General features: G+C 48.0%; 23 protein-coding genes and 1 other annotated feature. Of the genes, 19 read left to right on the top strand and 4 right to left on the bottom strand.

The features are described from left to right. Positions 1–73 precede the first annotated feature (73 nt). A complete protein-coding gene (locus MNO13_RS14760) occupies positions 74–610 on the top strand; it encodes a YniB family protein (RefSeq protein WP_064547543.1) in 537 nt (178 codons plus the stop codon). Positions 611–644: 34 nt separating this feature from the next. Here the strand turns inward: MNO13_RS14760 and MNO13_RS14755 are convergent, their stop codons facing one another. From MNO13_RS14755 to pfkB, 3 genes are all read right to left on the bottom strand, one after another. After that, complete coding sequence (locus tag MNO13_RS14755; protein WP_064547541.1) at positions 645–1,505, bottom strand: fructosamine kinase family protein; 861 nt, start codon at positions 1,503–1,505, stop codon at positions 645–647. A 102-nt stretch (positions 1,506–1,607) separates the two neighbouring features. Next, positions 1,608–1,898, bottom strand: a complete 291-nt coding sequence (ghoS, locus tag MNO13_RS14750; RefSeq protein WP_133522564.1) for a type V toxin-antitoxin system endoribonuclease antitoxin GhoS — start codon at positions 1,896–1,898, stop codon at positions 1,608–1,610. 113 nt (positions 1,899–2,011) lie between these two features. After that, positions 2,012–2,941 (bottom strand): 6-phosphofructokinase II, encoded by a 930-nt coding sequence (gene pfkB, locus MNO13_RS14745; RefSeq protein ID WP_064547538.1) that lies wholly within the window; start codon positions 2,939–2,941, stop codon positions 2,012–2,014. A gap of 288 nt (positions 2,942–3,229) precedes the next feature. Here pfkB and MNO13_RS14740 point away from each other — a divergent pair, with 288 nt between their 5' ends. The 11 genes from MNO13_RS14740 to ihfA all read left to right on the top strand — a co-directional run bounded on the left by MNO13_RS14740 (position 3,230) and on the right by ihfA (position 13,525). Next, on the top strand, positions 3,230–3,988 hold the full coding sequence (locus tag MNO13_RS14740; protein WP_121815504.1) for a DUF481 domain-containing protein: 759 nt from the start codon (positions 3,230–3,232) through the stop codon (positions 3,986–3,988). A gap of 353 nt (positions 3,989–4,341) precedes the next feature. Then, a complete protein-coding gene (locus MNO13_RS14735) occupies positions 4,342–4,572 on the top strand; it encodes a hypothetical protein (RefSeq protein ID WP_064547534.1) in 231 nt (76 codons plus the stop codon). A gap of 348 nt (positions 4,573–4,920) precedes the next feature. Further along, positions 4,921–6,021 carry a porin gene (locus MNO13_RS14730; RefSeq protein ID WP_241938943.1) on the top strand — a complete coding sequence of 367 codons (1,101 nt, stop codon included), beginning with the start codon at positions 4,921–4,923 and terminating at the stop codon, positions 6,019–6,021. A 386-nt stretch (positions 6,022–6,407) separates the two neighbouring features. After that, a complete protein-coding gene (gene thrS / locus MNO13_RS14725) occupies positions 6,408–8,336 on the top strand; it encodes a threonine--tRNA ligase (RefSeq protein ID WP_064547530.1) in 1,929 nt (642 codons plus the stop codon). A gap of 4 nt (positions 8,337–8,340) precedes the next feature. Continuing rightward, positions 8,341–8,883 (top strand): translation initiation factor IF-3, encoded by a 543-nt coding sequence (infC, locus tag MNO13_RS14720; RefSeq protein ID WP_074388328.1) that lies wholly within the window; start codon positions 8,341–8,343, stop codon positions 8,881–8,883. A 96-nt stretch (positions 8,884–8,979) separates the two neighbouring features. Continuing rightward, complete coding sequence (gene rpmI / locus MNO13_RS14715) at positions 8,980–9,177, top strand: 50S ribosomal protein L35 (protein ID WP_005968897.1); 198 nt, start codon at positions 8,980–8,982, stop codon at positions 9,175–9,177. Positions 9,178–9,222: 45 nt separating this feature from the next. Beyond that, positions 9,223–9,579, top strand: a complete 357-nt coding sequence (rplT, locus tag MNO13_RS14710; protein WP_000124850.1) for a 50S ribosomal protein L20 — start codon at positions 9,223–9,225, stop codon at positions 9,577–9,579. Between the two features lie 77 nt (positions 9,580–9,656). Next, positions 9,657–9,780: a sequence feature (Phe leader region), on the top strand. Next, a complete protein-coding gene (gene pheM / locus MNO13_RS14705; RefSeq protein ID WP_001386830.1) occupies positions 9,662–9,706 on the top strand; it encodes a pheST operon leader peptide PheM in 45 nt (14 codons plus the stop codon). Its footprint overlaps the feature before it by 45 nt. Positions 9,781–9,835: 55 nt before the next feature. Then, positions 9,836–10,819 carry a phenylalanine--tRNA ligase subunit alpha gene (pheS, locus tag MNO13_RS14700; protein ID WP_241938942.1) on the top strand — a complete coding sequence of 328 codons (984 nt, stop codon included), beginning with the start codon at positions 9,836–9,838 and terminating at the stop codon, positions 10,817–10,819. A 14-nt stretch (positions 10,820–10,833) separates the two neighbouring features. Beyond that, positions 10,834–13,221, top strand: coding sequence for a phenylalanine--tRNA ligase subunit beta (gene pheT, locus MNO13_RS14695; RefSeq protein WP_064547525.1), 2,388 nt, complete (start codon positions 10,834–10,836; stop codon positions 13,219–13,221). A gap of 4 nt (positions 13,222–13,225) precedes the next feature. Continuing rightward, positions 13,226–13,525 (top strand): integration host factor subunit alpha, encoded by a 300-nt coding sequence (gene ihfA / locus MNO13_RS14690; protein ID WP_001229265.1) that lies wholly within the window; start codon positions 13,226–13,228, stop codon positions 13,523–13,525. 61 nt (positions 13,526–13,586) lie between these two features. Here the strand turns inward: ihfA and MNO13_RS14685 are convergent, their stop codons facing one another. Further along, on the bottom strand, positions 13,587–14,540 hold the full coding sequence (locus MNO13_RS14685; protein WP_241940070.1) for a VirK/YbjX family protein: 954 nt from the start codon (positions 14,538–14,540) through the stop codon (positions 13,587–13,589). A gap of 377 nt (positions 14,541–14,917) precedes the next feature. Between MNO13_RS14685 and btuC the strand changes: the two genes are divergently transcribed. From btuC to selO, 7 genes are all read left to right on the top strand, one after another. After that, entirely contained in the window at positions 14,918–15,898 is a 981-nt protein-coding gene (btuC, locus tag MNO13_RS14680; protein WP_064547521.1) for a vitamin B12 ABC transporter permease BtuC, read from the top strand. Between the two features lie 14 nt (positions 15,899–15,912). Next, entirely contained in the window at positions 15,913–16,464 is a 552-nt protein-coding gene (locus tag MNO13_RS14675) for a glutathione peroxidase (protein ID WP_241938941.1), read from the top strand. Beyond that, entirely contained in the window at positions 16,464–17,210 is a 747-nt protein-coding gene (btuD, locus tag MNO13_RS14670) for a vitamin B12 ABC transporter ATP-binding protein BtuD (protein ID WP_064547517.1), read from the top strand. Before MNO13_RS14675 ends, btuD begins: the two co-directional genes overlap by 1 nt. Before the next feature lie 79 nt (positions 17,211–17,289). Continuing rightward, complete coding sequence (locus tag MNO13_RS14665) at positions 17,290–17,751, top strand: NlpC/P60 family protein (protein ID WP_064547515.1); 462 nt, start codon at positions 17,290–17,292, stop codon at positions 17,749–17,751. A 134-nt stretch (positions 17,752–17,885) separates the two neighbouring features. After that, positions 17,886–18,860, top strand: coding sequence for a LacI family DNA-binding transcriptional regulator (locus MNO13_RS14660; protein WP_241938940.1), 975 nt, complete (start codon positions 17,886–17,888; stop codon positions 18,858–18,860). A 168-nt stretch (positions 18,861–19,028) separates the two neighbouring features. Further along, positions 19,029–19,760 carry an EAL domain-containing protein gene (locus tag MNO13_RS14655; protein ID WP_121815507.1) on the top strand — a complete coding sequence of 244 codons (732 nt, stop codon included), beginning with the start codon at positions 19,029–19,031 and terminating at the stop codon, positions 19,758–19,760. Between the two features lie 64 nt (positions 19,761–19,824). After that, positions 19,825–21,270 (top strand): protein adenylyltransferase SelO, encoded by a 1,446-nt coding sequence (gene selO / locus MNO13_RS14650; protein WP_232886856.1) that lies wholly within the window; start codon positions 19,825–19,827, stop codon positions 21,268–21,270. Positions 21,271–21,279: the final 9 nt, after the last annotated feature.

Below are 21,279 nucleotides of genomic sequence, written 5' to 3'. Positions count from 1 at the left end.
AAAGCTCAGGCGAAATCCCCCTGGAAGAGGTAAACTTTGTGCGTGTAAGTTACGTCTTAACCAAGGGGAACGAATGACGTATCAACAAGCTGGACGCATTGCCGTACTCAAACGTGTGGCTGGCTGGGTAATTTTCATCCCGGCGATGATTTCAACACTGATATCAATTCTTAAGTTCATGTATGAACACAGCGAAAAGCAGGCGGGGATTAATGCTGTCATGCTGGACTTCGCACATGTCATGATTGAGATGATGCGTTTTAATACGCCATTCTTAAATTTCTTCTGGTACAACTCGCCACAACCTGACTTCCATCAACAGGCCAATATTCTGTTTTGGGTGATCTACATGCTGATCTTTGTCGGTCTGGCATTGCAGGGATCTGGCGCGCGAATGAGCCGCCAGGCGAAGTTTCTGCGTGAAGGGGTAGAGGATCAGTTGATACTGGAACAAGCCAAAGGCCCCGAAGGGTTAACCAAGGAACAAATCGACGCGAAAATCGTGGTGCCGCGACACACCATTTTCCTGCAAATATTCCCGCTCTATATTTTACCCATCATTATTATCGTTATCGGTTATTTCTTCTTTTCTTTGCTCGGCTTCATCTAGAAAAACGCCACTCCAATAGGGAGTGGCGAATTATTCATGCTGCCAGAACGCGTTCCAGCGCTTTTTGCGCGGTGACTAGATGTTGACCGCCGAATAGAATCGCGCGGTTAAGCAAAGTATAGAGTTGATAAATAGGCTGGCGTTCAAGGAAATCTGTAGGAAGAGGGGAAACTGACTGGTAACCGTCGTAGATTTGCGGTGGTTGATCCGGATGCAACGGTAACATTGCCAGGTCGCACTCTCTGTCACCCCAGTAACAGGCCGGATCGTAGATAAATGGCCCATCGGTACCCATCGCGCAATTTCCTGACCACAAATCGCCATGCAGTAATGAAGGCTGCGGTTGATGGGAGGCAAGAACCTGATGCACAAAATCGACGATCAGGTCGATGTCGCCAAACTGAATCCCTTTTTCAGCCGCCAGTTCAAGCTGCCAGCCAATGCGTTGCTCTGCAAAGAATGTTGACCAGCGGCGTTGCCAGGCATTGGGCTGCGGAGTGGTGGAAAGATCATTATCAAAATCGAGCCCAAATTGCGGCTGTTCACTCCACTGATGCAGGCGCGCGAGTTGTTGCCCCAACAAGAAGGCGTTGTGGGCATCCAGGGGTTTAGCGGGCATATATTCAAGGAGCAGGAAACTGTAATCCCTATCGCTGCCTACCGCCCAGACTTTCGGTACGCGCACTGTGTTGCTGCGTGCGAGTAGTTCAAGTTGATCGGCTTCGGCAGTGAAGATGGGTAACAGCTCGCGAGTGTCGCTTTTGACAAAAATCTCATGACCGGCATAGTGAATTCGCCAGGCAGCATGAATTTCCCCTCCGGGTAATTCAGTGCGTTGTTCAATTTCAGCGCTACCGAGTTGTTCACTTAACAGACGACTTATGGCTTGCCACATAATGCTTCTCTCCAGGTTATCTGGTAGATCATTAGTTTATCGCTGTTAACCGGGTCAAACTTCGAACTAACGCACATCCCCGGTCAGGAGTTTTAAACCAGGCTATTGACTCTCTTGTCGCCAGCTATCCCAGGTGGTGATTGAAACTTCTGGCTCTATTCCCAGCGCCAGTTTAGCGAGCCCACGGGCAAGCTCTTCAACTTCAGTCTGCTCTAATGTACTTATCAAGCCGAATGAGTTGCTGCCTAATTCGTGAATTTTCCCTTCGTCATCGGTAAAGGTGAGCAAAAAACCTCCACGAGTCAGCGTGTTATTCAGTTCGTTAAGGTCCGTGAGATTGTGCTCCTTGAACTTTAATGTGACAACATAACGCTCAATGTCTCCGCTACTCATGGTTCACCCCATTGTTATCCCGAAGGTTTTAGCATAGTTGATCTGCACAAAATGGCGACATTTGCCGTCGTGGCGAACCGCCCCGAGCAGGGCGGCCTGTTAACTCAGTCTTGTTAACTGCATAAGTAGTCGTAGATTTTTTGGGTATTTTCCATGGAGCACAAACGGGTGCCGTGATTGAGTGTGGCGGCACTCCCGGCGGCGACACCGAATCGGACCATATCAAGTAGTGGGGCATTTTCAGCTAGTTTTAGCGTCATCGCGCCGACCATGCTGTCTCCGGCACCCACTGTACTTTGGCTTTTCACTGGCGGTGGTACCACCTGAACAGAACCATTAGCATCTACGCCCAATGCCCCCTGCGGACCAAGCGAAACGACCACGCGCTTGGCTTTTCCGCTATCAACGATTTCCTGAGCTGCCTTACGCACATCGTCAGGTTGTGTGAGGTCGCGATTGACTAATGCACTGAGCTCTTTTTGGTTAGGTTTCACCAACTCAATATTGCCGATTTCCAGAGTCGCTTTGAGCGCTTCGCCTGAACTATCAACGATGCAGCGTATCCCGGATTTTTGGGCCGCTTTGACTAACCCGCAGAGTTTCGAAACATCAATACCTGGTGGAAGACTGCCGCTGATAACCAGAATGGAGCCCGCTTCAATAGTGAGGACTTTTTCTTCCAGGCGGCGAAACTCATCATCGGTAAGGGCCGCACCTGGCATCACAAAGCGATACTGCTCACCGGTAGACTCGGCGTGAACATGCAAGTTTTGCCGCGTCCAGTCGTGAGCATCTACGGTATCAATGGCAACATGTTCATCTAAAAGCAGATTGCTAAGGTGTTCGCCTGTCGCACCACCGGAAGGAAAAATGGCAGTTGCTTGCCCGCCGAGGTGGGCAATCGCTCGCGCAACGTTAATTCCACCACCGCCTGGTTCAAATACCGGAGCGGTGCACCGTAGTTTACCTTCGGGATAAATTTGTGCTGTCAGTGTTGCGCTGTCCAGAGAAGGGGCAAGTGTCAGTGTGTAAATGCGTGTCATATATCCTCCTTAATTTAGCATTGGGATAAAGCGTAGCACTGTTTAGGCAAGAGAATGTCAATTAACACCATGATTTATCAAATAATTTGTAAAATAACCCTACGCACTATGTTTATGAAAATTAAGATGTTTTAAGAGCTCTCTTATTCAAAAAATGAAAGAAGAATTCATTGCTATGTTATTCGAGCTTTTTTATAATTTGTTACCTTTCTTGGCTCATAAATATTTGATCCACAGAAAAGATTCCGGAACCTTGATGGTTTCTTTTTATGTTGTACGGACGATTAAATGAATTTTGTTAAGACAGTACCGGCTGCAATTTTGCTGACCGGAAGTGCGCTATTGAGTCACTTTGCAATTGCAGATAATTCGGTTTTCACTGTCATGGATGACCCAGCCACCGCAAAGAAACCGTTCGAAGGTAATCTGAATGCAGGCTACCTTGCACAATCAGGTAACACCACCAGCTCCTCGCTGACCGCTAACTCCAACTTGACCTGGTACCAAACGGCAACCGCATGGTCACTGTGGGGCAATGCAAACAATACCTCGTCTAATGATGAACGCTCTTCTGAGACTTATTCCATCGGGGGCCGTAGCCGTTACAACATGACTGACAGCGATTACCTGTTCGGTCAGGCGAGTTGGTTAACTGATCGGTATAACGGTTATGACTCAAGGGATGTACTGACTGCTGGTTATGGTCGCCAGTTCCTTAATGGCCCAGTGCACAGTCTGCGTTTGGAATTTGGTCCTGGTGTACGTTATGACGAGTATACCGATGGTGGTCATAAGACTCAGCCGTTGGGCTACGCATCAGGTATTTATAACTGGCAGTTAACAGATAACGCCAAATTTATCCAGGGCGTGTCTGTACTGGGTAGCGAAGATACGACGGTAAACTCTGAAACTGCGCTTGAAGTTGCAATCAATGAGCACTTTGGTTTGCGGGTTGGCTATAACGTCACCTGGAACTCAAATCCGCCAGATTCTGCACCTGAACATACCGACAGACGTACTGCAGTGACTCTTGGTTATAAGATGTAATTGATTAAGCCGGGTCATTCCCGGCTTTAAACCCATCACTTACTTAAGTTTAGCTTCTGTTGATGTGCTTCTTTGCCGCTATCATTCATTGCACTGGAATGTTTTGGAGCGAATTGTTTTATTTTTATCCATGTCGCTAATATTATTTTGGTCCGTAGTTTTATTTATAATAAAATTAATTAAGAATTTTAAATTCTTCACAATCTCTCCTTAATTCTTTCTTTATTCATATTTTTGGTATATTTGACACGAATTGATAAAGTATTGGTCTTGTCAGAAATGTGATCTAGATCTACTCTTATTTTGTGGCAGGTTAATAGCTTGCTGATCCATTAAATAAGAGAAAAATGAATATGAAAAATATCAAATATGCCGCTGTAGTTGTTACTCTTTCCATGCTTTCATTTGGTGCCTCTGCTGCGCAATCTTCTGCAACCACAGGCACACAAACAGCACCATCACCTGTCTGGAATGTTGCCGATGTTGAAGCGGGCTCCAATATTCAACCGGGCGAGCTGTCTACGGGACAGTCAATGGATGACGCTTTTAATGTCCATACACTGGTTGCCGGGGACTGGTCATAGTCACGTGCATTGTTTAATTATCTTTCTGCGCAGGTTTGATAACCTATCATTCGTGCTAAAAGTTACATAAATAAAAAACCGAGCATAATGCCCGGTTTTTTATTTATACCCCCGCAAACTAATTCCCTCGTCATTACTGGTCTGTTAAAAAACCAAGTGTCATCATCGCTTGAGATATATCTATGAAACTAGTTTGCAAAATTAGGATTGGTAGTTTCTTTGTTTATTTTTAAACTTTAAACCATTCTGTAATATTTCTATAACCTCATGCCGATAATAATCTCTGCGTTTTTGACAAGGTGTCTCTTGATTAATTATCGCGTATTAGAAAGGGGTTTAGGAGCAAACATGAAAAATTTTACATTCGCAGGAGTGACATTAAGTTTACTGCTGACATCAACGTCTATGCATGCAGCAGAAGTTTATAATAAGGATGGAAATAAATTAGACATTTATGGAAGAGTAAAGCCAGAAATCTATCTGAGCGACAATAATAGCGTTGATGGTGATCAGTCTTATATTCGATTTGGTATTAAAGGTCAGACTGAAATTAATAGTCAACTCACTGGTTTTGGTCAGTGGGAGTATCAGGTTGCAGCCAACAAAGTCGAAGGTGATAGCAATACGGCAAAAACGCGTTTGGCATTCGCAGGTCTAAAAGCTGGTGATTTTGGGTCATTTGATTACGGTCGAAACTATGGTGTGCTTTATAATATTGGATCATATACCGATGTCATGCCTGAATTTACGACTGAATCTTATGCTAAAACTGATAATTTCATGACTACCCGTACTAATAGTGTGGCAACGTATCGTAATACTACTTTCTTCGGTTTAGTTGATGGCTTAAAACTGACCGTTCAGTTTCAAGGGAAAAACGAGAATGACGGTCGGTCTACCAGTAAGCAAAACGGTGAAGGTGTAGGGACATCGTTGACTTATGACATTAGCGATACCGGGATGAGTATGGGGATGGGCTATAGCAACTCTAACCGTACTCTGGCACAGAGAGACCTGACTTATGGTCAGGGTGATAATGCGGAAGCATGGAATGCGGGAGTGAAATATGATGCCAATAACATTTATCTGGCAGCAATTTATGCTGAGACGAGCAATATGACACCGATTTCTGGTACCGCAACAATTAATGGTGAGAACCAAAGTATTAGTGGGTTTGCGAATAGGAATCAGGCATTTGAAATTGTTGCACAATATCTGTTCGATTTTGGCTTCCGGCCTTCAATAGGCTACGTTTACTCGAAGGGTAAGGATATTGAGGGCGTAGGTGACGTGGAGTTAGTAAAATATGTCGATGTCTCTGCTACCTATTTTTTTACTAAAAACATGTCTGCTTTTATTGATTACAAAATTAACCTGTTAAGCGACGACAATGCTTTGCAACTTAACAACGATAATGTTGCTGCTGTAGGTGTTGTTTATCAGTTCTAAATAGTTCCAGTTCTTATTCTCTACCCGCCTGAATAACTGAAAATTAAATATTTGCGTCATGGCGAAAACCATGGCGCTATTGATTAACACATTTGATTAATACATTAATCTTAATAAAAAATATTTAGTACAAACGTATTATTCATTTTTCTTCCTTTTTTTTCAGCATGTTATCCACAAGTTCTTAAGTTCTGCCTTTATCCTCACCTCAATGACGTGTACTATTGCCTCGTCTAATCAGCAGGTTGAAGTGGGTACATTTTAGATTCATGTACACAGTTTGCGAGGTGAAGCATTCAACCACTCCTAACTCACTGATTTATTTAAACTATATAAAGTTGCATGTGATCTTGCGTATGGGTCACCACTGCGAATAAGGACTTATAATGCCTGTTATTACTCTTCCTGATGGCAGCCAACGCCATTACGACCACGCTGTTAGCCCATTGGATGTCGCTCTGGACATCGGTCCTGGCCTTGCGAAAGCCTGTATTGCAGGCCGTGTAGATGGCGAACTGGTTGATGCGTCTGATGTTATTGAGCACGATGCTAAACTCGCAATTATCACCGTTAAAGATGAAGCTGGCCTGGAGATTCTCCGCCACTCGTGCGCCCACTTATTGGGTCATGCCATCAAACAACTGTGGCCGCACACTAAAATGGCGATTGGCCCGGTTATTGATAACGGTTTTTACTACGACGTTGACATTGACCACACGCTGACGCAGGAAGATCTTGAGCTGCTCGAAAAGCGTATGCACGAGTTGGCTGAGAAAGATTACGACGTCATCAAGAAAAAAGTGAGCTGGCATGAAGCCCGCGAAACCTTCGTGAACCGTGGTGAAAGCTACAAAGTCGCGATTCTTGATGAAAACATTAGCCAGGATGATAAGCCTGGTTTGTATCATCATGAAGAATACGTTGATATGTGCCGCGGTCCGCACGTACCGAACATGCGTTTCTGCCATCATTTTAAGTTGCAGAAAACTTCCGGTGCTTACTGGCGTGGCGATAGCAGCAACAAAATGTTGCAACGTATTTATGGCACAGCCTGGGCTGATAAGAAGCAATTGAATGCTTACTTGCAACGCCTGGAAGAGGCGTCCAAGCGTGACCACCGTAAGATCGGTAAGCAACTCGACCTGTATCATATGCAGGAAGAGGCACCTGGTATGGTGTTCTGGCACAACGACGGCTGGACTATCTTCCGTGAACTGGAAGTGTTTGTACGCTCCAAGCTCAAAGAGTACCAGTATCAGGAAGTGAAAGGCCCGTTCATGATGGACCGTGTGCTTTGGGAAAAAACCGGCCACTGGGACAACTACAAAGATGCGATGTTTACCACTTCTTCAGAAAACCGTGAATATTGCATCAAACCAATGAACTGCCCAGGCCATGTGCAGATCTTTAACCAGGGCCTGAAATCCTACCGTGACTTGCCATTGCGTATGGCTGAATTTGGTAGCTGCCACCGTAATGAGCCGTCAGGTGCGTTACATGGCCTGATGCGCGTTCGTGGCTTTACTCAGGATGATGCTCACGTATTCTGTACTGAAGAACAAGTGCGTGACGAAGTGAATAGCTGCATCCGCATGGTCTACGACATGTACAGCACCTTCGGTTTTGAAAAAATCGTTGTGAAGCTGTCAACTCGCCCTGAAAAACGCATCGGTACCGACGAAATGTGGGATCGTGCAGAGGCGGATTTGGCCGTAGCATTGCAAGAAAATAATATTCCGTTTGATTATCAACCGGGAGAGGGTGCATTCTATGGCCCTAAAATTGAATTTACCCTGTATGACTGCCTGGATCGTGCATGGCAGTGCGGGACAGTACAGTTAGACTTCTCTTTGCCATCGCGTTTGAATGCGTCTTATATTGGTGAAAGTAATGAACGCCTGGTGCCGGTAATGATTCACCGTGCAATTCTCGGGTCAATGGAACGTTTTATTGGTATCCTGACCGAAGAATTTGCGGGTTTCTTCCCAACCTGGCTTGCGCCAGTACAAGCAGTGGTGATGAATATCACTGATGGACAGTCTGAATACGTTAACGAATTGACCCGTAAACTGCAAAATGCAGGCATTCGTGTAAAAGCAGACTTGAGAAATGAGAAGATTGGCTTTAAAATCCGTGAACACACGTTGCGTCGTGTCCCTTACATGTTAGTTTGTGGCGATAAAGAGGTCGAAGCAGGCAAAGTAGCCGTTCGTACCCGTCGTGGCAAAGACTTGGGTAGCATGGACGTCAACGAATTGATTGAAAAACTGCAGAATGAAATTCGCAGTCGCAATCTTAATCAACTAGAGGAATAGAGTTATTAAAGGCGGAAAAAGAGTTCAACCGGCGCGTCCTAATCGCATAAACAGAGAAATTCGTGCCACTGAGGTTCGTCTGACAGGTATTGAAGGCGAGCAGCTAGGTATTGTCAGTCTGAATGAAGCTTTAGAAAAAGCCGAGGAAGCTGGGGTTGATTTAGTTGAAATCAGTCCTAATGCCGAACCGCCTGTTTGTCGAATTATGGATTACGGCAAATTCCTCTACGAAAAAAGCAAATCTTCTAAGGAACAGAAGAAAAAGCAAAAAGTTATTCAGGTCAAGGAAATCAAATTCCGACCTGGTACCGATGATGGCGACTATCAGGTAAAACTCCGCAGCCTGGTTCGCTTTCTGGAAGAGGGTGATAAAGCTAAAATCACACTGCGTTTCCGCGGTCGTGAAATGGCTCACCAACAGATTGGTATGGAAGTGCTTAACCGCGTCCGTGACGATCTGAGTGAACTGGCAGTCGTCGAATCCTTCCCATCGAAGATCGAAGGCCGTCAGATGATCATGGTGCTCGCTCCGAAGAAGAAACAGTAAGGCCATCAAGTAACAGTTCTCGCGAGGTTTCGGCCTCGTGAGATTTGTTCGCCTTCTGGTTCGTTTTATTAACAATGCGAAGTGGAAAGTTATTAAATGCCAAAGATTAAAACTGTACGCGGCGCCGCTAAGCGCTTCAAAAAGACCGCCGGTGGTGGTTTTAAGCGTAAGCACGCTAACCTGCGTCATATTCTGACTAAAAAGTCTACTAAGCGTAAACGTCACCTGCGTCCGAAAGGTATGGTCTCCAAAGGGGATCTGGGCCTGGTCATCGCTTGCCTGCCGTACGCATAAGTAGCACTTTTTAATTAATTCAGAATATAGAACAGGAGAGCTAATATGGCTCGCGTAAAACGTGGTGTTATCGCACGTGCTCGTCACAAAAAAATCCTTAAACAAGCCAAAGGCTACTACGGTGCGCGTTCACGCGTTTACCGCGTTGCTTTCCAGGCTGTTATCAAAGCTGGCCAATACGCTTACCGTGACCGTCGTCAACGTAAACGTCAATTCCGTCAGCTGTGGATTGCACGTATCAACGCTGCAGCTCGTCAGAACGGGATCTCTTACAGCAAATTCATCAACGGCTTGAAAAAAGCTTCTGTTGAAATCGACCGTAAGATCCTGGCTGACATCGCCGTATTCGACAAAGTGGCATTTACTGCACTGGTTGAGAAAGCGAAAGCAGCTCTGGCGTAAGCCGGTTATTAGAGGGAGCTTGTCTCCCTCTTTTAATTTCTAGCGGTAATGTTTAACACTGATCAATAAGGTAACTGCAAGCATGAATGCTGCTATTTTCCGTTTCTTTTTTTACTTTAGCACCTGAATCAGGGGGCTTTGCGCGTAAGAAAAGAAACGAAAAATAGCGCCGAAAGCCTCCACTATGGAGGCTTTTTTTTTGCTTCTGTATACGGATCAACTACCCCGGCAATTGTGCCGGCATAAGAGGAATACCATGCCACATCTCGCAGAGCTGGTTGCCAATGCAACGGCCGCCATAAACGAGGCCCATGATGTTGCCGCGTTAGACAACGTACGCGTCGAGTATTTAGGGAAGAAAGGACATCTGACCCTCCAGATGACAACCCTGCGTGAATTGCCACCAGAAGAGCGTCCAGCCGCTGGTGCGGTAATCAATGAAGCGAAAGAGAAAGTGCAGGAAGCATTAAATGCACGCAAACACGCTCTGGAAAGTGCCGCGCTGAATGCACGTCTGGCAGAAGAGACCATTGATATTTCCCTGCCTGGCCGTCGCATCGAAAATGGCGGTTTGCACCCGGTTACGCGCACCATTGACCGTATCGAAAGCTTCTTCGGTGAACTGGGCTTCACCGTGGCGACAGGTCCTGAAATTGAAGATGACTACCACAACTTCGATGCTCTGAACATTCCAGGGCACCATCCAGCTCGTGCTGACCACGATACTTTCTGGTTCGATGCAACCCGTCTACTGCGCACTCAGACTTCTGGCGTACAGATTCGTACCATGAAGGATAAGCAGCCGCCGATTCGTATTATCGCGCCTGGCCGTGTGTATCGTAACGACTACGACCAGACGCACACGCCAATGTTCCATCAAATGGAAGGTTTGATTGTTGATACCAACATCAGCTTCACCAACCTGAAAGGCACATTGCACGATTTCCTGAACAACTTCTTCGAAGCTGATTTGCAGATTCGTTTCCGTCCGTCCTATTTCCCATTCACTGAGCCTTCCGCAGAAGTGGACGTGATGGGCAAAAACGGCAAATGGCTGGAAGTTTTAGGCTGTGGCATGGTGCACCCAAATGTCCTGCGTAATGTCGGTATTGACCCAGAAGTCTACTCAGGCTTCGCATTTGGTATGGGCATGGAGCGTCTGACCATGCTGCGCTACGGCGTTACCGATCTGCGCGCATTCTTCGAAAATGATTTACGTTTCCTCAAACAGTTCAAATAAGGGCGGGATATCCAATGAAATTCAGTGAACTCTGGTTACGCGAATGGGTAAATCCAGCCAACAGCAGTGAAGAGCTTTCCAGCCAAATCACGATGGCTGGTCTTGAAGTTGATGGTGTTGATGCCGTTGCGGGTGCATTTAATGGCGTAGTTGTGGGTGAAGTGGTTGAGTGCGGCCAACACCCCAATGCTGACAAACTGCGTGTAACAAAAGTGAATGTCGGTGGCGAACGCCTGTTAGACATCGTTTGTGGCGCACCAAATTGCCGTCAGGGCCTGAGAGTTGCCGTTGCAACTGTTGGCGCTGTCCTGCCTGGCGATTTCAAAATTAAAGCGGCCAAACTGCGTGGCGAACCATCAGAAGGCATGCTGTGCTCATTCTCTGAGCTGGGTATTTCCGACGATCACGACGGCATTATTGAGCTGCCGCAAGATGCACCGATTGGCACCGATATCCGCGAATACCTGAAGCTTGATGACAACACTATCGAAATTAGCGTGACGCCAAACCGTGCCGATTGTCTCGGTATCATCGGTGTCGCTCGTGATGTCGCTGTCGTTAACAAGCTGCCATTGCATGAGCCAGAAATGGTTGCGGTTGCTGCGACAATCACCGACACGCTGCCAATTCGTGTTGATGCGCCAGAAGCGTGCCCGCGTTACCTGGGCCGCGTGGTTAAAGGCATCAACGTTAAAGCGCCAACCCCACTGTGGATGAAAGAGAAACTGCGTCGTTGCGGTATTCGTTCTATCGACGCGGTCGTTGACGTGACGAACTACGTATTGCTTGAACTTGGCCAACCGATGCACGCGTTCGATATGGACCGCATTGACGGTGGCATCGTGGTGCGTATGGCAGAAGAAGGTGAAACCCTGACGCTGCTTGATGGCAATGAAGCGAAGTTGAAAGCTGATACCCTGGTTATCGCCGACCACACTAAAGCGCTGGCAATGGGCGGTATCTTTGGTGGCGAACATTCTGGTGTGAATGATGAAACCCAGAATGTGCTGCTGGAGTGCGCATTCTTCAGCCCACTGTCTATCACTGGGCGTGCGCGCCGTCATGGTCTGCATACTGATGCATCCCATCGTTATGAGCGTGGCGTGGATTCTGCGTTGCAGTACAAAGCAATGGAACGAGCAACTCGTCTGTTGACTGACATCTGCGGCGGTGAAGCCGGTCCGGTTATTGACGTTACCAGCGAAGCACATTTGCCAAAAGCTGCCACAATTACTCTGCGTCGTAGCAAGCTGGATCGTTTGATCGGCCATCATATTGAAGATGCGCAGGTTAGCGATATTTTGCGTCGTCTGGGTTGTGAAGTCACTGAAGGCGACAACCAGTGGACCGCCGTGGCACCAAGCTGGCGCTTTGATATGCAGATTGAAGAAGATCTGGTCGAAGAAGTGGCGCGCGTTTATGGCTATAACAGCATTCCTGATGAGCCTGTACAAGCGGGCCTTATCATGGGCAGCCATCGCGAAGCAGACCTTTCTCTTAAGCGTGTGAAAACCATGCTGGTTGATAAAGGCTACCAGGAAGTGATCACCTATAGCTTTGTTGACCCTAAAGTTCAGCAACTGCTGCATCCAGGTGAAGAACATCTGATTCTGCCAAGCCCAATTTCCATTGAAATGTCAGCGATGCGTTTGTCCTTGCTGACCGGGTTGCTCAATACTGTGGTTTACAACCAAAACCGTCAGCAGAGCCGCGTACGCATCTTTGAATCAGGTTTACGCTTTGTTCCTGATACACAGGCAGACCTGGGTATCCGTCAGGATCTTATGCTGGCTGGTGCCATCTGCGGTAATCGCTACGAAGAGCATTGGGATCTGGCGCGTAACACCGTCGACTTCTATGATTTGAAGGGCGATCTGGAAGCGGTACTGGATCTGACTGGTCAGCTTTCTGACATTGAATTTAGAGTCGCCAGCAACCCAGCTTTGCATCCAGGTCAAAGTGCCGCAATTTATTTACGTGGCGAATACGTTGGTTTCATTGGTGTTGTGCATCCTGAGCTTGAGCGTAAGCTTTCTCTCAATGGCCGTACACTGGTGTTCGAAGTGCTGTGGAACAAGCTTGCAGACCGCGCTGTGCCTGAGTCGAAAGAGATTTCTCGATTCCCGGCGAACCGTCGTGACATCGCGGTTGTTGTCGCTGAAAACGTTCCCGCAGCAGATATTTTGGTCGAATGTAAGAAAGTTGGCGCAAATCAGGTAGTTGGCGTAAACTTATTTGATGTGTACCGTGGTAAGGGTGTAGCCGAAGGTTATAAGAGCCTTGCCATAAGCCTTATCCTCCAGGATACGGGCCGTACACTCGAAGAAGAGGAGATTGCCGCTACCGTTGCAAAATGTGTAGAGGCATTAAAAGAGCGATTCCAGGCATCATTGAGGGATTGAACGTATGGCGCTTACAAAAGCTGAAATGTCAGAATATCTGTTTGATAAGCTAGGGCTTAGCAAACGTGATGCTAAAGAGTTGGTAGAGCTGTTTTTCGAAGAGATCCGTCGCGCTCTGGAGAACGGTGAGCAGGTTAAACTATCAGGCTTTGGTAATTTTGACTTACGCGATAAAAACCAACGTCCCGGGCGTAACCCGAAGACTGGTGAAGATATTCCTATTACGGCACGCCGTGTAGTGACCTTCCGACCTGGTCAGAAGTTGAAGAGTAGGGTTGAAAACGCGTCGCCAAAAGACGAGTAACCTGAATAAACCAAAAAGGCCGCTTATGCGGCCTTTTTCTTTGCTGTGTAAACAATACCTATCAAGCAGCCAGTTTGGCTACCTGTTCCGCCATCTCATCAAGTAACTGGAAACGGCGACGATATTCCGCGCGTTTCTTACTCGCGATGCTCTCAAGTGTTTTACGTTCTAATTGCTGAGGTAATTGCCAGCGCCAGCTATTCTGTTTCACCCCTTCAATAGATTGCCAGAACTCATCATAGCTGGCGTGGAAATGCCGGCCCTTGCTCAAACGGTAACGCAACGCGCGGAAAACATGGCCATTATCGCTGACGCCATAAATCCCCGAAATATTCGTCTGGGCGGCAAATTGCCAAATAAACTCCATGATCACGCGTTTAGGGAACAGACCGTGGCAGGCGCGAGTCGCTTGTTTAATCACGTCGTGAGAAATTTGCTTTCTTGGCCCTTGTAAGCCGCCAATCACCAGATGCCATTGGTCGTTTTCACGAATAACGCTAAAAGTCAGGCTGGCGATCACATTTTCATTGCCATCGCGCAACCAAATGGTGCTTTCACCTTCACGCTCGGCGCTTTTTGCGCAGCAGGCGGAAAGGGTAAACTGGCTGTCTTCTTTACCGCAGAACGTGACCAGTTGGGTTTCGGACACTGAGGTTAATGCCGCGGCGAGTTGTCGCGAAGGTAATCCGTCCACGAATTGATAATGGTTGATCACCGCATCCGCTCGCTGATTTGCGTTTAAACCGCGAACTAAATACTGGCGATGAGGCTTGCTGGGCAGGGTGACTTGCGCTTTCAACATTTGTTCAAAATCAGAACGCTGCCCAAGCTTTTCAAGCATGCGACATGTTGGTGTGTAGAACAGCGCTGTGCGCAGCATAAATTTGAAGCGGTAACTACGCTTATGCCAAATCGTGCTCGGGAGCAATTTTCCTGCAATGAGGTCTGAAATGATATTTCTGCGTGGTTTGTGCAGATAGGTATTTAGCAGTGTGTTGTCCGACACGGTAATTATCTCCTGATAGATTTGTACTTATTTTAAGCCCTGTTATCTGGAATGGTTATTACCCGCCGGTTTATATTTTTACTTTCGTTTAGAGAATATTTAGGTTTCCTGTGTTTTTTATAATTACATGAATTTATTGTTGTTTTTAGCATTCCAACGATATTATTGCGTCCAGATAAATTTCTGGTGTTTATTATTTAGTAGCGGTTGTAAATTATATTTTTTCTACGATCTGCTATTTGTTTAATTCCTGTATAACATTGAGTGAGTAGCCTCACGGATATCTCACCCCAAAGAAAAAGCTTTCCTTTAAAGCTTGTCGTGTTACGGATACTCCCCGTAAAATCAGACGCATGAATGATTTTAAATCGGACGCCCCCCTCCAGATGCAGATTTTTGTCGAACGACAACAACGTCACGAACGCCTCTGGCTGCTCGCCTTATTTTCCACCATGCTGGGAATGGCTGTATTGAGTCTGTGCGCCGGAGAGCAGTGGTTTTCCCCGCAACACTGGATGCGTGAAGATGCGCAGCTGTTTATCTGGCAGATTCGCATGCCGCGCACCTTAGCTGTTCTGCTGGTCGGGGCGGCACTTGCGGTATCTGGCACCATCATGCAGGCGCTGTTTGAAAATCCATTGGCTGAGCCTGGGCTGCTTGGCGTTTCTAATGGCGCAGGGGTGGCGCTAGTGGCTGCGGTGTTGCTTGGGCAAGGGATGCTACCGAGCTGGGCGTTAGGGATCTGCGCAATATTCGGCGCGCTGGTTATCACGTTTATCTTGCTGCGCTTTGCAAAGCGTCACCTTTCAAACAGCCGCCTGCTGCTTGCTGGCGTGGCGTTGGGGATTATCTGTAGCGCTTTAATGACCTGGGCTATCTATTTCAGTACCAGCCTCGATTTGCGTCAGTTAATGTACTGGATGATGGGCGGCTTTGGTGGCGTGGACTGGCGGCAATGGTGGTTGATGATAACTCTGCCACCCGTGATGCTGTGGTTATGTCGCAACTACGCGCCGTTGAATTTAATGGCTCTTGGCGAAATATCGGCTCGCCAGTTGGGCTTACCCGTCTGGCTTTGGCGAAATATTCTGGTGATTACCACCGGATGGCTGGTGGGGGTGAGTGTCGCGCTGGCAGGAGCTATTGGCTTTATCGGCCTCGTTATCCCTCATATGTTACGCCTCAAAGGGTTAACCGATCATCGGATTTTGCTACCCGCGAGCGCACTAGCCGGTGCCACTGTATTACTCGGTGCTGACATTATTGCTCGTCTGGCACTGGCTTCAGCCGAATTACCTATAGGCGTCGTGACGGCAACGTTAGGCGCACCTGTATTTATCTGGCTATTATTAAAGGCCGGGAAATAACAATCTAAGAGGTCGTGATGCAAGACATTCTAAACACTGAAGTAACCACCATTGACGGTGAAGCGACAACGCTCGAAAGCTGGAAAGGGAAAGTGCTACTGCTGGTGAACGTTGCCTCTAAGTGCGGCCTGACAGTGCAATATGAACAATTAGAAAACCTGCAAAAAGAGCTTGGGCACGAAGGTTTCTCGGTACTGGGTTTCCCATGCAACCAGTTCCTGGGGCAAGAACCGGGTAGCGAAGAAGAGATCAAAACCTTCTGTAGCATGACCTACGGCGTCACATTCCCCATGTTTAGCAAGCTGGACGTTAATGGTGAAAACCGTCATCCACTGTACAAAAAACTGGTTGCCGCCGCACCGGCTGCCGTTGCACCTGAAGGCAGCGGTTTTCTTGAGCGCATGAGCAGCAAAGGCCGCGCACCGGCCCATGTTGGCGATATTCTCTGGAACTTCGAAAAATTCCTGATTGGCCGCGATGGTCAGGTGATTCAACGTTTTTCACCGGATATGACGCCTGATGACGCCACTATTGTTGATGCTATTAAGTCGGCGCTGGCGAAGTAATGGTGTTGTTGCAGCTTAATGATGTCGCGGTGGCGGAGCGGCTTGGGCCCATTTCCGCCGCTGTTCAAACGGGCGAACTGGTCCATCTTGTTGGGCCAAATGGCGCGGGCAAAAGCACGTTGCTGATGCGTGCCGCAGGGCTTAGCTCGGGGGCCGGGCAAATTATGTTTGCCGGGAGCAATCTCAGCGACTGGCAGCCAACGCAACTGGCTCATCAGCGTGCTTATCTTTCTCAGCAACAAATGCCGCCATTTTCGATGCCCGTTTGGCATTATCTGCAACTGCACCAGTCAGTCAGCCCCTCCGATTCGGTCATGCTCAAGCTGGTCGAAGATTTGGGGCTGGCGGACAAACTCACACGCAGTGTGAACCAGCTTTCGGGTGGGGAATGGCAACGTGTTCGCTTAGCCGCTGTGGTGTTGCAGATTCATCCAGAAATCAACCCGCAGGGGCGTCTGCTGCTACTGGACGAGCCGATGAACAGTCTGGATGTCGCGCAGCAAACCGCATTGGATAGAATCCTGATGGCACTTTGCGAAGCCGGTATCGGCGTGGTGATGAGCAGTCACGATTTAAATCACAGTTTGCGACATGCGCACACCGTCTGGTTATTACGCTCGGGTAAAATGATTGCACAAGGCAATCGGGATGAAGTGCTCTCGCCGCAACATTTAGCAACAGCTTATAACATGCACTTCCGTCGATTGCAGATAGAAGGGCATAGTATGCTAATAGCCCCATTGTAGGTGATGGTAAAAACTTGCACCAAATCATGGGAAAGCGCTAAATTACTGGAAATTTTAAAACGGGTGAGGATTAGCCTGAATGCGTTTATGGATAATTGTTGTGGCATGTCTGGTACTCGCAGGGTGTAGCAGCCATGCGCCTCCACCAAATTCTCGTTTGTCCGATTCAATAACGGTTATTGCCAGGCTCAATGATCAACTCAACGGCTGGCGTGGCACTCCCTATAGCTATGGCGGAATGAGCCGCCGTGGTGTCGACTGCTCCGGCTTTGTCTCGGTGACCTTCCGTGACCGCTTCGAGCTACAGCTGCCGCGTGAAACCCGCCAGCAAGCGAAAATCGGCACGCAAATTGATAAAGACGAATTACTGCCAGGCGATCTGGTTTTCTTTAAAACAGGCGCTGGTGAAAGTGGTCTGCACGTGGGGATTTACGACACGGACAACCAATTCATTCATGCCTCAACCAGCCGTGGTGTGATGCGTTCTTCGCTGGATAACGTTTACTGGCGTAAAAAGTTTTGGCAGGCCCGCCGCATCTAGCGCAATTTTCCCAGTCTTAGGGCCAGTCACTGGCCCTAAACGTGACACTCTTCAGCAATTCCGTGGTTAACCCAGGTACAACCCATAATTTCAGGTAATATTTGGCAGCATCACGCCCCTCGAAAGGATAGTTTATGGTTACTCTGGAAGATGTTGCCGCCAGTGCAGGTGTGTCCCGGGCGACCGTTTCACGCGTGGTGAATGGCGACAACAAAGTCAAAGCGCAGACAAGAGTTAAAGTCGAAGCGGCGATTGTTGAATTAGGTTATACGCCGAATCCGGCGGCTCGCGCCTTAGCCTCAAGCCAAAGTAATACCTTAGGGCTTGTCACCACTTCCTATCGTGGCGGCTTTTTTGGTGCGCTGATGGACACCGTACAGAGTGAAACTGAGTTGCATGGCAAGCAGCTGTTGGTGACGCAAGGGCGCGACACCGCAGAGAAGGAGCTAAACGCTATCCAACGCCTGTTTAATCTGCGTTGCGATGGCCTGGTCCTGCACGTGCGCGCCATCAGCGATGAAACGCTTTATCAATTGGCTGAGCGGGATCACAAATTCATTGTTTTAGACCGTGACGTTCCGGGGCTTGAAGAGCGATGTGTGGTGTTTGATCACCGTGCGGCGAGTGCGCTTGCGACTCAAGTGTTTATTGATGCCGGGCACACCTCGATTGCCTGCCTGCATGGTCCGAGCGGGCGTACATCCAGCCTGCTGCGCAAGCAGGGGTTCATGGAGGCCATGTCTAAAGCAAAACTGAAACCTGCTGCGGTATTGGGAGGGGAGTACGACATGCCCTCAGGCTACCAACTTACCTCACAACTGCTTGAAAACATTCAGCCTACGGCACTCTATTGTTGCAATGAAGAACTGGCGATAGGCGCGATGCTTGCCATCACCGAACATGGTCTGAGAATTCCCCAGGATATCTCACTTATTTGTTATGACAGCGGTGAACGAGCGCCGTTTGTTCGCCCGGCATTAACCAGTGTTCATTTTCCAATAACCGAAATGGCGAGCTATGCTATCCGGAAATTATTGGATAAGCATTGTGAGAATCAATCGTTTTCTCCGGAGATAATCCACCGAGGTTCCATTCTCCAAATTCGCTAAAACTGGCGATATTGAGATATCCAGGATAATATCATTATCTTCAAAGAAGATTATGATAAAACATTCAGGGATGAACTTGTCTTTAATTACAATAAAATCAATCCAGTTAACGCTGGATGCTCATCGTGTCGCGATGCCATCCACCCCATTACCTAAACGGTTGGCATCATGATTCTGAATCTCGATACACAATATCGTTCGGACTTTTATTTTCAGCCGGTTTACTTACCAGACGGTGAGGTGTTAGGCGTTGAACTAATAGTGAATTTTGTTGGGGTTGATGCTCCGGTACGTATTCCAACAGAATTAGTTGCGCCGGTTATTAAATCGGAACAGCAATTAATATTATTCAACGAGCAAATAGAATTACTTGAAAATTATCAAACGTTCTTTAAGACTCAAAGTATCACTGTCTGGGTGAATATAAACGCGGTAATCGTTGATGCAATTTTGGCCGATGCCGGGTTGATTGCACGTCTGGCACAGCTTTCGTTCCTTGAGTTTGCCATCAACGAGAACTTTCCCGAGCTAAATCGCGGTAATGAAAATGTCCGTTTAAAGTCAATTTCTAAGCATTATCCATTAGCGTTGGATAATTTTGGTGCAGGAATTGCGACCAGTAAACCGATCTTTGATGGGCTATTTAAATGTGTATTTATGGATAAAACATTTATTCATAAACAAATTAAACAACGCTCTTTCGAGCCATTTATGTTAGCCATGCTCGCGCAGCTTTCTCCGTTTTGTCAGACTCTGATAATTACCGGAGTTGATGACGAAGCTGCTCGCCAGAAAGTGCTTTCTCTCGCCGCTTTTGCCATGCAAGGAAATCTCTGGCCGGGAATTGCACCTGCAAAGCTGGAAGAGTGGTTTCACCTGAATTCGCCAACTTTGAACTAATACCCCTGCCAACGTGCCGTGTTTAAATCGTCACACAAGCACTACACTATCGGCAGGAGGTTCCATGACCAATAACCCTGAATTTAACAATAGCTGGCACGACGAACTGCCCGGCTTTTACACGGCGCTAAAACCTACGCCGCTGCATAATGCCCGACTATTTTATTATAACCGTCCGCTTGCCAACGATCTGGGGCTTGATGCCTCACTGTTTGACGAATCTCATTCTGGTATCTGGAGCGGCGAAACGCTGCTGCCGGGTATGCAGCCACTCGCGCAGGTTTATAGCGGGCATCAGTTTGGTGTCTGGGCCGGACAACTGGGTGATGGGCGTGGCATTTTGCTGGGTGAGCAGCAACTGGCTGACGGGCGTAAATTTGACTGGCACCTGAAAGGGGCCGGTTTGACACCTTATTCGCGCATGGGCGATGGCCGCGCAGTATTGCGTTCCACCATCCGCGAATTTCTCGCCAGTGAAGCGATGCACGGGCTGAATATTCCCACCACCCGCGCGCTGAGTATTGTGACCAGCGACACGCCGGTGCAACGTGAAACCACCGAACAAGGTGCGATGCTGATCCGTGTGGCGCAAAGCCATGCACGTTTTGGTCACTTCGAGCACTTTTACTACCGCCGTGAGCCACAGAAAGTCCAGCAACTGGCGGATTACGTGATTGCTCATCACTGGCCACAGCTTGTCGATGAAGCGGATAAATATCAGCTTTGGTTCCGTGATGTGGTTGAGCGTACCGCGCAGATGATTGCGCACTGGCAAACCGTCGGTTTCGCACATGGCGTGATGAATACTGACAATATGTCGATTTTGGGTCTGACGATGGATTACGGCCCGTACGGTTTTCTCGACGATTATCAGCCTGACTTTATCTGCAACCATTCCGATCATCAGGGGCGTTACGCATTTGATAATCAGCCTGCCGTGGGGTTGTGGAACCTGCAACGACTGGCGCAAACCCTGTCACCGTTTATTTCAGTTGAATGGCTGAATGAAATTCTCGACCACTATCAGTTCGCCTTGATGAAAGCGTTTGGTGAGTTAATGCGCGGCAAACTGGGCTTGTTGACGGAACAAACGGCGGATAACGAAATCCTCACCGAGTTGTTCGGCCTGATGGCAAAAGAGGGCAGTGATTACACACGGACCTTCAGGATGTTAAGCCTGACCGAGCAACACTCAGCCAACTCGCCATTGCGCGATGAGTTTATCGACCGTGCGGGTTTTGATAGCTGGTTTACCCGTTACCGGACTCGTTTGCAAACCGAGCAGATAAGCGACGAACAGCGCCAGCAGATGATGAAAGCCGCCAATCCGTCCGTAGTGTTACGCAACTGGCTGGCTCAGCGCGCCATTGACGCGGCAGAACAGGGAGATGTGAGTGTTCTGGCGCAGCTGCATGAAACGTTGCAACAACCGTTTGCCGATCATTCGGGCGATGTCACACAGCGCCCACCGGACTGGGGCAAACGGTTAGAGGTGAGTTGTTCGAGTTAGTGAGTTTTA

Origin of the sequence: Buttiauxella ferragutiae, from assembly GCF_022637515.1 — a bacterium.
Taxonomy (GTDB): domain Bacteria; phylum Pseudomonadota; class Gammaproteobacteria; order Enterobacterales; family Enterobacteriaceae; genus Buttiauxella; species Buttiauxella ferragutiae.
Note: the sequence above shows the minus strand (reverse complement) of the source record. Positions and strands in the feature narration are given on the sequence as shown.